Annotated in this window: 10 protein-coding genes; 5 read left to right on the forward strand and 5 right to left on the reverse strand. The window is 62.6% G+C overall.

Annotated features, from left to right (window positions below):
• Nucleotides 1-7: 7 nt before the first annotated feature.
• From PP1Y_RS04375 to PP1Y_RS04395, 5 genes are all read left to right on the forward strand, one after another.
• Nucleotides 8-775, forward strand: coding sequence for a hydroxypyruvate isomerase family protein (locus PP1Y_RS04375; RefSeq protein WP_013836875.1), 768 nt, complete (start codon nt 8-10; stop codon nt 773-775).
• 248 nt (nt 776-1,023) lie between these two features.
• A complete protein-coding gene (locus PP1Y_RS04380; protein ID WP_013836876.1) occupies nt 1,024-2,046 on the forward strand; it encodes a sugar phosphate isomerase/epimerase in 1,023 nt (340 codons plus the stop codon).
• Between the two features lie 12 nt (nt 2,047-2,058).
• Nucleotides 2,059-2,451 (forward strand): DUF6379 domain-containing protein, encoded by a 393-nt coding sequence (locus PP1Y_RS04385; RefSeq protein WP_013836877.1) that lies wholly within the window; start codon nt 2,059-2,061, stop codon nt 2,449-2,451.
• Between the two features lie 87 nt (nt 2,452-2,538).
• Nucleotides 2,539-4,923 carry a glycoside hydrolase family 3 C-terminal domain-containing protein gene (locus tag PP1Y_RS04390; RefSeq protein WP_013836878.1) on the forward strand — a complete coding sequence of 795 codons (2,385 nt, stop codon included), beginning with the start codon at nt 2,539-2,541 and terminating at the stop codon, nt 4,921-4,923.
• Nucleotides 4,924-4,977: 54 nt separating this feature from the next.
• Nucleotides 4,978-6,429: an MFS transporter gene (locus PP1Y_RS04395; RefSeq protein ID WP_148274831.1), complete on the forward strand. Its 1,452-nt coding sequence runs from the start codon at nt 4,978-4,980 to the stop codon at nt 6,427-6,429.
• Between the two features lie 41 nt (nt 6,430-6,470).
• Here the strand turns inward: PP1Y_RS04395 and PP1Y_RS04400 are convergent, their stop codons facing one another.
• The 5 genes from PP1Y_RS04400 to PP1Y_RS04420 form a co-directional block, all read right to left on the reverse strand.
• The gene (locus tag PP1Y_RS04400; RefSeq protein WP_051009944.1) at nt 6,471-7,019 is read right to left on the reverse strand and encodes a hypothetical protein; all 549 of its coding nucleotides are present in this window, start codon (nt 7,017-7,019) and stop codon (nt 6,471-6,473) included.
• A complete protein-coding gene (locus PP1Y_RS04405; protein WP_013836880.1) occupies nt 7,007-7,618 on the reverse strand; it encodes a thioredoxin family protein in 612 nt (203 codons plus the stop codon). Before PP1Y_RS04405 ends, PP1Y_RS04400 begins: the two co-directional genes overlap by 13 nt.
• 491 nt (nt 7,619-8,109) lie before the next feature.
• Nucleotides 8,110-8,805: a TetR/AcrR family transcriptional regulator gene (locus PP1Y_RS04410; RefSeq protein WP_232512252.1), complete on the reverse strand. Its 696-nt coding sequence runs from the start codon at nt 8,803-8,805 to the stop codon at nt 8,110-8,112.
• 115 nt (nt 8,806-8,920) lie between these two features.
• Nucleotides 8,921-10,141, reverse strand: a complete 1,221-nt coding sequence (locus PP1Y_RS04415) for an MFS transporter (RefSeq protein ID WP_041558288.1) — start codon at nt 10,139-10,141, stop codon at nt 8,921-8,923.
• A gap of 235 nt (nt 10,142-10,376) precedes the next feature.
• A complete protein-coding gene (locus tag PP1Y_RS04420) occupies nt 10,377-11,750 on the reverse strand; it encodes a carbohydrate porin (protein WP_013836882.1) in 1,374 nt (457 codons plus the stop codon).
• Nucleotides 11,751-11,777: the final 27 nt, after the last annotated feature.

Here is an 11,777-nt window from a genome sequence, read left to right on the forward strand (position 1 = left end):
ACAATACATGAAACTTTCAGCCTGCATCGAATGGCAGTTCGGGGACGAGACAGTCGGACTGCCAGATCGCATTCGCGCCGCAAGCAAGGCCGGCATAGACCTGGTGGAATTTCATCTTTGGCGCGACAAGGATGTCGACGGCATTGCCGAGGCGCTGGAGGAAACCGGCTCGAAATTGACTGGATTCTGCGTCGATCCGCGACGCTCGATCGTTGACCCTGCACAGCATGCCGAAATGCTCGAGGCTGTGCGCGGAACGCTTGAAGCGGCAGTAAGGCTCGGCTCGCCGCCGCTGATCGTGGCATCTGGCTTCCTGCGTGAGGGTGTCTCGCTGGAAGAGCATCGGGCCGAAGCCGTTAAGGTCTTGCGCGAGGCCGCACGCCTGGCGGAGGAAGCTGGCGTGACGCTGGTGCTTGAACCCCTGAACACCAAGGTCGAGCATCCTGGCATGTACCTCGACAGCACCTGTCTTGCGCTCGACATCGTCGAGGAAATCGGCAGCCCCCGGCTGAAGGTGCTTTACGATGTTTACCACTCGCTGGTCATGGGCGAAGATCTCAAGGCGGTGCTCGAAGGTCGCATGCATCTCATCGAGCATGTGCAGGTTGCCGATATGCCCGGCCGCAACGAGCCGGGCACAGGTGAAATAGATTGGAAGCGTGTTGTCGCGGACCTGAAGGATCTTGGCTATGTTGGGGCTCTGGGACTCGAGTATCGCCCAACCCTGCCTGCGCTGGAATCCCTGGCAAAGACCCGCGAGGCGCTGGGCGTCTGAAGCGACACCCGGTTGGCCGATGTAGAACCGGATCTCACACCGGTCGCCTCCAGGTCGGGGATTACGCCTTGACTGAGAGGGCTATATATGGGAACGGTAATTTTAATTAGGGTTTCAGCCCCAGGGGAGAGCGTGGCAGCCAGCAGGCCATTTGGGCGTCGATACCAAATCGGCTCCTCAGATCTTGCGGCGATTGCTTCCCCCGTCTTCGTAAACGAGTGCCACTTGCTTCGCGAAAGGGAAGAAGCATGAGTAATCAGATCAAGCGGGGCGTGAGCCTCTACAGCTATCAGAACGAAACCTTCCAGGGGAAGATGACTCTGGAAGACTGCATTCGCACCAGCGCCGAGCTCGGTGCGAAGGGCATCGAGATCATCGGTGAGCAGACATTCTGGGGTTGGCCCGAAGTCGGCGTCGAGGATGCCGCCGTCGCCAATTGGCATGAGCTGATCAAGAAGTACGACTGCGTGTCCGTCAGCCATGACTTCATGCTGGACTACAAGCGCTACAAGGGCCGCATCATGCCCTTCGATGAGCAGGTAGCCAGCGTGAAGAAGGACATCGACTTCGGTGCCCGCCTCGGCATGAAGTACATCCGCGCGCTCGTTTCGATCGAGCCCAGCGTGCTCGTGGCCGCTGCGCCCTATGCCGAAGAGAAGGGCATCAAGATCCTGATCGAGGTTCACGCCCCGCTGCACTTCGACCATCCCTGGATCATCCGACACGCGGAAGCCTTCGAAAAGAGCGGTTCGGACGCGCTCGGCTTCCTGCCGGACATGGGGATGTTCCTGTTCAAGTTCCCGCCGGTCTGGAAGGAAAAGTTCCTGCGGATCGGCGTTCCCAAGAACATCGCGGACTACATCGAGAAGGCTTACGAGGACCGGGTCCTCTCCGAATACGTCATTCTCAATGTGCGCGAGATGGGCGGAGAGGGACCTGCCCTCGGCATGGCCGAGACGCTGCGTCACAACGCAGCCTTCGAACCCAAGCGGATGCTGGACTACATGGGCCGCATCCATAACGTGCACGGCAAGTTCTACCAGATGGACGAAGACTACGTGGAACCGTCCATTCCCTACGACGAGATCGTCAAGGTGCTCCAGCAGGGCGGGTACAAGGGTTATATCTGCTCCGAATACGAAGGCAACCGCTGGATCGAGGACGCTCAGGAGCCGGACTCCGTCGAGCAGGTCCGTCGTCAGCAGGTCATGCTCGCCCGTCTTCTGGGCGAAGAGACCGTGCCCACTCTCAAGACCCCCGTGGCCGCCTAAGGAGACTGCGACATGATGGACAACAAGATGATCTGCACCGAGCAGTTCGAAAACGTTGTGGAAGAAGGCAAGGCCGTTGGCTTCAGCTTCCTGGGCCGCCTGCCATACTACCGCGGCCTTGGTCTCTCGATGGTCGAGGACATCCAGGTCAGCGTCGATGGCGAGCAGATCGCGCGCGAGGACGTGCGTTTCTCCGTTCGCGGCAAGACCTATACGCTCGATGAAATGGAAACGGTCTATGACGACCGCTGGAACTTCGGAGAGAAAGCGACGATCATCGCGCTGAAGGAGGGCGGCCTGACGCCCGGCAAGCACAAGATCGAATTCGCGGTGCGCATGCGGGTTTCCTACCTGCCATTCGTGCCGACCACCAAGGATACCAAGGAACTGGATCTGGCTGCTTAAGCCAGTACGGGCGGCGGCTTCCCCGACCTCTCCTCCCGGTGAGTCGCCGCCCTGCTTCTTTTCTTCAAGAAATCGAGAGATCAGCGCATGCGCGAGCCGACCACCGCCGAGAAGGCGTCCCTCACCAGCGGAGCGGCCATGTGGCGAACTGCCGCCGTGCCGGAAGCGGGCATACCTTCGTTCACGATGAGCGATGGCCCGATGGGCATTGCCAGCGGCAAAGTCGACGAGCGGGACATTGCCGCGCTTAGCCCTTGCGCCATGTCCCTCGGTGCGAGCTGGGACGTCGATCTGGCAAGGCGTATCGGCGCCCTTGTCGGAGGCGAAGCGGTCGATCGCGGCATCGACGCGGTACTTGCACCCAACATCAATCTCGCGCGCAGCCCCCTGGCGGGCCGCGCCTTCGAGTACTTCTCGGAAGACCCCTTCCTCGCCGGTGTGCTGGGGGCGGCTTGGATCGGCGGCCTGCAGTCGACCGGCACGGGTTCAATCGCCAAGCATCTGGTGTGCAACGATAGCGAGACGGAACGCGACCGCGTGGACGTACACGTCGATGAACGCACCATGCGCGAAGTTTATCTGCTGCCCTTCGAAATGGCAGCGCAGGCCGGGTGCGCAGGAATGCTTGCTGCGTACAACAAGGTCAATGGCAGCTGGTGCAGTGAACAGCACCATGTCCTGACCACCATCGTCAAGGATGAGTGGCGCTATCAGGGCGTCATCATGAGTGACTGGTTCGGCACGCATTCCACACTCGGCACGATCAATGCCGGTCTCGACCTGGAAATGCCGGGACCGGCGCGCTTCATGGGTGCGCATGTCGGGGAGGCGGTGCAAGCCGGCCAGGTGAGCCTTGAGCGCCTTGACGACGCCGCGCGCCGCGTTGCCGAAACGGCACGCAGGGTGACCGGTCCCAAGAGCATGCCCTATACTGCCGAGCAGGCAAGGGATCTGCTGATCGAGGCATCGGCGGCCGGCTTCGTGCTGCTGAAGAACGAAGGCAAGATGCTCCCGCTCGAGCCAGGCGCGGTCGAGCGACTGGCGATCATCGGACCGAATGCCGCTGCTCCCTGCTTCCAGGGCGGGACTTTCGCGAAGATCTCGGTTTCGCCCGACCTTGCAACGCCTGCGCAGGCCATCGCCGCGCTCTACGAGGGCGCCACGCAAGTGGTGTTCGAGCCGGGCGTCGATCCTCAGCCGCGCTTGCCGTCGATGCCGGCAAGGCCGGCGCAGGACATCGGCGACGGCTGCACTGCTGGCATGACGCTCGAATACTTCGCCAGCACCGATTGCAGCGGCGAACCGCTCACGCAAGAAACGCGCAACACCAATTCGATTGTCTGGTTCGTGGGGGTCCACGAACAGGGGCCGTTCGATCAGGGCGGTTCGGTTCGGGCTTCCGGCTATTTCACGCCGCAGAAGGACGGAGCGCATGCCTTCTACCTTGGTGCGACCGGCGAAGCGCGGCTGTTCGTCGACGGCGAGCCGGTCCTGGCGACGAGCGAGATCGAAGCCAAGGACGTGATGGGCAAGCTCAAATCGGGCGATGCGACCAGCACCAGTGTCGAACTCGCCGCGGGCAGGGAAGTGCACGTTGTCATCGAGTTCCATTACCGGCCCGCGCGCGTGCAGGGCCTGTGGTACGGCGTTCGCGGCCCCGATGGACGCGAGGAACTTCTGGCTCGCGCCGAAGCGGCAGCGGCCGAGGCAGACGCGGTATTCCTGTTCGTGGGTGAGACGTCCGACTCGAGCGTCGAGAGCAAGGACCGCGCCGATACGCTGCTCGTATCCGACCAACTTGAACTGATCGAACGCGTCCTGGCAGCCAATCCGCGAACCGCTATAATCGCCAATGTCGGTCATGCCTTCGACACCAGCTGGGACGAGAACGCAGCGGCGCTCATCTCAGCCTGGTACCCGGGCGAGGGTTTCGCCCAGGCGATTGCCGAAGTTCTCTCCGGGCAGCGCGAGCCGGGCGGCCGCATGCCGGTCACGATCGCCGGGGCAGAATCGGATTATTCGGGCATGAACCTGGTTCCCGATGCCGACGGCGTGCTCGAGTATGCCGAGGGGACCCGCTTCGGTTACCGCGCCATCGCCTGCAGCGGCGCAAGGGCGCGACACGCCTTCGGCAGCGGAGAAGGTTATGCCCGCTTTGCCTGGAGCGATGCACGCGTGGAAGGTGACATCGTGGCCGTCACCCTGCGCAATATCTCGGATCGTGTCGGCAGCGAAGTCGTCCAGGTCTATCGCGACGAACCCGAACCGACGCTTGTGGCCTTTGCAAAATGCGAGATCGCGCCGGGCAGCGAGAGGCGCGTCGTGCTGCCGCTACGCCGGCGCCAGTTCGTGATGTGGCAAGGCAGTGGCTGGGAACCGCTGGGCGATCGCGTGGCCTTGCGCGTCGCGCGCTCGGTTGAAGATCCCGGCATCGTCGTGAGCGTCGATTGGGAGGCGCTCGTTACGGAATAGACGGCTGCCGCAACACAATAACAAGCGCAAAGCTGAGGGAGAGGGATCATCACGTTGGAAACCAAACGCCTGGGCTGGGGTACCCGCCTTTCCTTCATGGCTTGCGCCATGCCGGAGCTCATCAAGAGCTTCGCCTGGGATGCCTTCGTCCTGTTTTTCTACAGTCAGGTCGTAGGGCTTGGCGGCTTCGCCATCGGCGCGGCGCTTGCCGTAATTCTGGTCTTCGACGCTCTGGTCGATCCCTATATCGGCGCCTTGTCAGACCGGATGGACAAGGCTCCTCTAGGTCGCCGTCACACACTCATGGTCGCGGCGATCCTGCCATACGCATTCGGCATTGCCATGGTGTTCAATCCGCCGGGCGGCATGTCGCAGTTGCAGATATTCGCCTGGCTGCTTTCGACCGGCCTGCTGGCGCGCGTGGGCATCTCGTTCTGGACCGTTCCCGCCTATGCGATGGGCGGTGAACTGACCCGCGACACGGCCGAACGCAACATCATCTCGGTCATGCGCAACATGGGCAACCAGTTGGCGGTGCTGACGGTTCCTTGGGTCGCATTCGCGGTCTTTTTCGTGCCGTCCGCCGAGTACGCCAAGCCACAACTCAATCCCGAGCCTTATCCTGGCTTCGGCCTTTTCGTCTCATTGCTTGGCGCGGCGCTGATGATCGTCGGATTGCTCGGTACGCGTGCCCGGATGCGCGAGGTCGAGGCGGAAGACCGCGAACTCGTTCGCGACACCAGCATCGAGACAGTGCCGCAATTGCTGCGCCGGCTCATGGCCGCAATTCGCACGACGCCCAATGTCGGGCGGCTGCTCATGGTGACGCTCCTTGTGCTGTTCACCAATTCGGTCGTGAACCAGTTGACGCTGCATCTTTCGACATATTTCTGGCTGCTCGACCCCGGAGCCACCCAGCGTCTGCTGATTGCGGGCGTGCTCGGCTCGATCACTGCGATGTTCCTAGCGCCAGCCTGGATGAAGCTGGTCGGCACCCGCTTTGCGATGGTGAGCGGGCTCGTCGCCTTCTTCGTGGTACAGGCCGCCGCCGTGCTGCTGCCGCTGCTTGGCCTCTCACCGCCGCCAGCCAGTGTGGCGATCGGCACGTTCGTCTTCATTTTCCGGGTGCTGGGCGGGCTGGCCTACGGTCTTTATGTTGTTCCGTTCAACACGATGTCCTACGATGTCGGGGACGAGCACGAGGCGAACACGGGGCTGCCGCAGCAAGGGTTGGTCGCCAGCTTCATGTTCATCGGTTTGCAGGTCGGCAGCGGCATGGTCGCTCTGCTCGCCGGTTCGTTTCTCGGGATTATCGACTTTCCGGCCGGGCTTCCCGTGGAGCAGGTCCCGCCGGGCAAGGTCGAGGCACTTGCCTGGTTCGTGACGGGACTGATCGTCGTTGCCGGCGGCCTGATGGCATGGCTGGTCGGCCGGTTCGACATTTCCGCGGAGAAGCAGGCGGCCATCCGCGCGAAACTCGCCGAACTGCGCGCCGTGCGCGAGTAATCCCGGGCCTCGACCAGAACCCGGGATGCCTCTACAATCGGTCAGCTGTAGTCGCTGAATGCGGCGCCCGCGCCGTAGAAACGGACGGTGCCATCGCCATCGGCCGCTTGTATGCCCACGCTCAGCTGCAGCCCGAAGCGCAGCGGTAGGGGCTGTTCCATGGCGATCCGGGTCAATCGCCGCGCTACCTTGGGATAGTATTCGCGCCATAGCTCGGGCGGGTCGAACGGAACGTTCTCAAAAGGCGGCTCATTGCCGATCTCGGTCAGCGGAATGCGCTCCATCCCTCCATGTTGCAGCACGATCCAGTTGATTTGTGCAGCGTCCATCACTTCCCACATGAGCATCACGGCATCGAGCGCACGCTGGACGCCATTGGCCTCGGTCGGCGTCGGGAGCGGGAAATGGAACCAGACGTTCTTGCCCGCCCTTATGCGGAAGCTGGAGAAGAAACCGCGGTGAAAGCCGTGGCCTTGCGACCAGGGAGCGTCGTCGATCGCAGCGATGTAGTCGCTGCCGCGCTCCTGCAGCACGACCGCGGCGGAGGGCAGCCAGACAGTCGACGTGTTGCGCCGGTTCAGCCCCACCACGGATCCTTGCCCTCCTTCCACTTGATCGAGCAGCCGGCGCTGGGATGGTGGGGTTCTGGAACCGCCTGTCCGGCCAGCACCGCATTCACTGCCCGGCGCATGTCCTCACCGGTCACCGGAAGGTCGGTCCTGAGCGGGGGGAGACCGGGCACCGGCGGGCGGTTTATCTTCGGCCTGCTGGCGTCGAACTGCCCGTTGTAAACAAGCTTGCGCTCCCCGTTGTAGAGGAAGAAGTCGGGCGTGCAGATGGCGCCGTAGGCAAGCGCGACGTCCTGGCTTTCGTCGTGGAGGTAGGGGAAGGGGAGGTCTCTTTCCTGAGCGAAGAGGCGCATGTGCGCATAATCGTCCTCGGGAAATTCGCCTGGATCGTTCGACGAGATCGCCACCACCTGAAGCCCTTTCGGCTCGTATTCGCGGGCGAATGCGGCCAGCTCGTCGATCACATGCAGCACGAAAGGGCAATGGTTGCAGATGAATGCAACCAACAGGGCAGGCTTCTCTACGAATTCAGCCAGAGTTCTGCGGTTACCGAGAGTATCCGGAAGATCGAAATCCGGCGCGGCTTCGCCCTCCGCGACTTGTCGTGACATTCGCAACATAGCAGAACTCTCCCTATAAATATAATTATGATTCTTATAGTAATATCTGCCTCGGCACGCAAGACCACACGCAGCACTTGGCGCAACGGCGCGCGGCGGCTTTGCGAAGGATAGGGATGGGCTTGAGAAGGTTCCCTACTTCCGCGTGGACGAAGCTTTCGAACGGGTATTCGATACGGTCCTGAAACTTGGCAGCTTCGTCATCGTCTCATGCGGGATCTGAGGCACGAGCTGGACTTGCCGTTCAAACCCAAACGTCTCGCGTGGGCTCTCCGACTGATCGAGAACCTAGGTTAGCGCGGGTCCTACGGTTACCAAAAGACGAGCGGGAAGACGCGTTTTTGCCGACCCGCCATTACCCGGCGCGATGTGCCTGAAGAATGACGAACGCCCATCATGGCGCGCTGGGACGGATCGCCGAAATTCGCCGATCCCCATGATCGTTTCCGGTCGTTGAAATCAGGTCCGAAGGCCCGGAAAGCTGCGGCCATTCATGCCGCCTGCAGCAAATTACAATTCGGCAGTGAGGTAAGCGAGGCACATGTTGCCGAGTTCGGTTTTGAGCTCGTTCCAGTCCTGCTGGTGCACGGCTTCGCCTGTGGATCCGAGGCTGAGTTGCCTTGCGAGCGTGGCGAAGATGATCTGGTAGGCGGCGTTGGCCTTCTTCTGGCAGTCGTTGCCGCTGAACTCCCGCGATATTCGAGCATGGCCTCGATGCAGATTGCTGCGGCGCGGTTGGCGCTGGCGCGGCCCGGTTCGGAGACGAGGGGGTCGAAGGAGGCGCGCTGCATGCTCAGGCGCAGGAGCGGGGCATGCTTCTTGAGCAGTTCGGCAAAGCCCTCGACGAACCGGGGCACGAAAGTGGTGAGCGAGGTGGCGCCGGCGCGCACCTTCTCGATCATCGCGTCCTCGTCGAGCGCCATCTTGGCCAGGTGGTTGCCGATGACGGCGCGCACGAGGTTTTCCTTGCTCTCGAAGCGCAGGTAGATCGACCCGATCGAGACGTTGCCGCTCTGGCTGACGTCCTGGAGGGTGAAGTCCTCGCTGCCGCGCGCGAGCATGAGCTTTTCGGCGGCGACGAGCATGCGCTCCAGGGAGGCCTTGCTGCGGCCCTGGAGCGGCGTCTTGCTGACCGTATCGACGCTCAGCGTGGCCCCGGCATCCCTTGCTTTTGCTTTTCTTGGCATAGGTTTCATCTGGAGCCCGTTTGAAAAGGAAACGTCAATTCTATTTAATCGTCCCGCCCCCGGTCGCTGGGTCATGATGGGCCCTGCAGGAAGGGCCCGTCCACGAGGATAAGGCTCAGGCAGGCTCGGGGCGGCGGGCAAGGCCGGTGACGAGCAGCGCGAGAATGCCGACCATCACCGCCAGCGCCAGGCCTCCGGCAAGCAGGAAGGCTCCCTGCATCGTGCCGGCGGCGAGGTTGAACTTGTGCACGAACCAGGGCGAGGCGAACTGGCCGAAGAAGAAGGCGCCGGTCCAGATGCCCATGCCGGTGCCGCGGTGCTCGAAGGGAAAGCGGGTCTGGGCCCAGGCGATGAGCGTGGGAATGGTCATGCCCGCACCGGTCTGCTGGATGGCCAGGCCCACGACCATCTCGGTGGGCGTGCGCGCAAGGCCGATGATGGTCAGGCCCGAGCCGAGAATGAACAGGAAAGTGCCCAGCTGCACGGCATTGGCGCGCGAGGCGAGGACGCGGAAGATCACCGCGCCGAGCATGACGAAGAGGCTGGGCAGGAAGGTGATCTTGCTGACCGCGGCCGGGTCGTTCACGCCGACCTCGCCAAAGGCGATACTGCCGTTGACGATGAAGACGTAGTAGAGCGCGGCCGAGAAGAAGGTCATCGCCGCCACTGCCAGGGCATGGCCAAGCGGGAAGGGGCGGCGCGGCTCGCCGGCGAGGGGCCGGGCCGTCTCGCCGGCGTCCTGGCCTGCGCGCCTGGGCTCGTAGAGGCAGGCGAGCATCGCGAAGTAGATCGGGAAGGCGACGAGATAGACCAGGAAGCCGCCGTTCCAGCGCACCGAGGCGACAAGGCCGGACATGAGGATGACGCCCGAGGCGAGGAAGGGCCCGGCGAGGCCTTGCAGGAAAAGCCAGTTGTGGCGGCCTTGCTCGTCCCAGTAGTCGGCGATGAGGGTGTTGACGATGGTGAGGATGCCCGCCTCGCACACGCCCAGCGCCAGGCGCGAGGCGAAGATGTGGTCGAGATCGTCGAGAAAGAACGGGGCCGTGCCGAACACGCCGTAGAAGAACGTGCACAGAAGCAGCAGCCGGCGCCGTCCGAAGCGGTCGACGAAGAAGCCGGCAAAGGGCGCAAGGATGGCAATGGTCAGGCCCGGAGCGGTGACCATCAGCGGGACCTTGGTGGCGGCATCGGGATCGGTACGGAAATGCTGGATCATCGCTGCGACGATCGGGAACATCGAGACGATCGCGAAGATCGGCAGGAAGCCGGCAGCGACCAGGGTGATTCCCTGGGGCTTCATCGTGAGATTGCTGAAAAAGCGGCGTATCGGTGTCATTCCACTCCCACCTCGAGCCCTTGCGGCCACGCGTATTAGAATTCGAATTTCTATCGGCTAAAGCCCTTCCGCCCATCGGTCAATCCAGTTCGAACACCACCGATGGGCTGAAGGAGGCCCGGCAGGAAGGCTCGTGCCCAAGGTGCCGCAGGCCCGCGCGACCTGATGAGCGGTCGCAATGCCGGGCTCTTATCGCCCTGGCTCAGGTGACGCATTGCCAGAGCTTCAGTCCGCTTCACTGGCCCAGCTTTAATGCGTCGATTGTGAACTTGGCACCGAAAATCAGTGCGTCCTTCGTCGAACTGCCACGAAATGGATCGCCGGTCCGATCCGGGTTATGAATGTACTGGATATTGGGCGACAGGCGGATCGCCGGTCCGATCTGCGCGCTGTAGGACAGCTCCATCATTACCTGATGGCGAGAGACGTTTCCGCTGCCGTCGCCGGCCCGATCGGCGGCCCGCATGCGTTGCATCGCCAGGTTGCTGAAGCGCTGGTCGCTGATCATGAAGCCCACGCTGTCCTCGTCGCGCCCCGGGAAAGTGCCGGTCTGGACCAGGCCAAGATCGAAGAAGCGGCTTTCCTCCACGCGGCCGGAAAGGTTGGTCATGGCAACGCCGTAAATGCTCAGTCCGCGCTTCGATGCCGGATCGGGGCGGGTAAGTTTCTGCTCGAAACGGAAATAGAGGCCCGAGCGGCCATTGTGGACCTGAGCCGGTCGGCCGCTGAGGATGGCAATGCCGCCTGTGTCGTCGCGCAGCGGGTCGTCGTAGTCGCCCCTGTCGACCCAGCCGCCGAGAATGTAACGGAACGGCAACCGCGCCGCCTCGCCGCTTTCGTAGCTCAGTTCCCAGGGAACGATGACGCCGGTTGCCTTGCCGATACCGAAATCGGTTCCGTGGTCGCTTGCCTGCTTGCGGTCGGGGTTCACTTCATAGGCCCCGACATGGGCGTAGATATGGTCCGCCAGCTGCGCCTTGGCATGGATCATCCAGCTCGACGCCGGGAAATAAGTGAAATTGCTGTTCTTGAAAACGAATGTCGGATTTCCGCAGCCCGAGTTTCCCTGGAATTGACAGTAAAGCGGCGAATTGAGGAAATGGATGTTCGCCTGGCTGCGGCCAGCCTCGACCACGAGGCGATCGCCGAACAGGTGCTGTTCCCAGGTCAGGATCGCGAGATGGGTGTTCTGGGTGCCCCAGATCTCCTGCACCGAAGTATTGTTTCCGATCGCAAGCGCCGACAGGCTTTTGCCATGACGATTGGTCACGGCAACATGGAGCGTGCCGCCGTCGATCCCGGCGATGCGGTCCATGTCCAAATCGACCCCGGCATAGACCTGCCCGGCGTACGCGGCATCCTTGCGCAGGCCCCCGCTGACATTGGCCGCCGCTTCGCCGGTATAGTTGAGCGTCAGGGTGATGCCTTGATCGGCGAGCGGCTGGAAGGACTGCGGTTGCTGCGCAGGAGGGCGCGCGGAGGGCGCTGTGTTGTCCAGCTCCCCTTCGTCCTGCGATTGTGCCCGGGCGGCCAGCGGTGCGGTTGCGATGGACAAGGCGAGGGCGGCTGCGCCTGCCAGGGCAGCGCACTTGGTTGGTAGCGGGGGCATGGAGTGATTCCTTGCGGATGTTGCTTT

Source organism: Novosphingobium sp. PP1Y (assembly GCF_000253255.1).
Lineage (GTDB): Bacteria > Pseudomonadota > Alphaproteobacteria > Sphingomonadales > Sphingomonadaceae > Novosphingobium.

Bases quoted from the DNA above. Each gene is read 5' to 3' on its own strand.
- PP1Y_RS04375 (WP_013836875.1), top strand. From the start codon at position 8: ATGAAACTTTCAGCCTGCATCGAATGGCAGTTCGGGGACGAGACAGTC.
- PP1Y_RS04380 (WP_013836876.1), top strand. From the start codon at position 1,024: ATGAGTAATCAGATCAAGCGGGGCGTGAGCCTCTACAGCTATCAGAAC.
- PP1Y_RS04385 (WP_013836877.1), top strand. From the start codon at position 2,059: ATGATGGACAACAAGATGATCTGCACCGAGCAGTTCGAAAACGTTGTG.
- PP1Y_RS04390 (WP_013836878.1), top strand. From the start codon at position 2,539: ATGCGCGAGCCGACCACCGCCGAGAAGGCGTCCCTCACCAGCGGAGCG.
- PP1Y_RS04405 (WP_013836880.1), bottom strand. From the start codon at position 7,618: ATGTTGCGAATGTCACGACAAGTCGCGGAGGGCGAAGCCGCGCCGGAT.
- PP1Y_RS04410 (WP_232512252.1), bottom strand. From the start codon at position 8,805: ATGCCAAGAAAAGCAAAAGCAAGGGATGCCGGGGCCACGCTGAGCGTC.
- PP1Y_RS04415 (WP_041558288.1), bottom strand. From the start codon at position 10,141: ATGACACCGATACGCCGCTTTTTCAGCAATCTCACGATGAAGCCCCAG.
- PP1Y_RS04420 (WP_013836882.1), bottom strand. From the start codon at position 11,750: ATGCCCCCGCTACCAACCAAGTGCGCTGCCCTGGCAGGCGCAGCCGCC.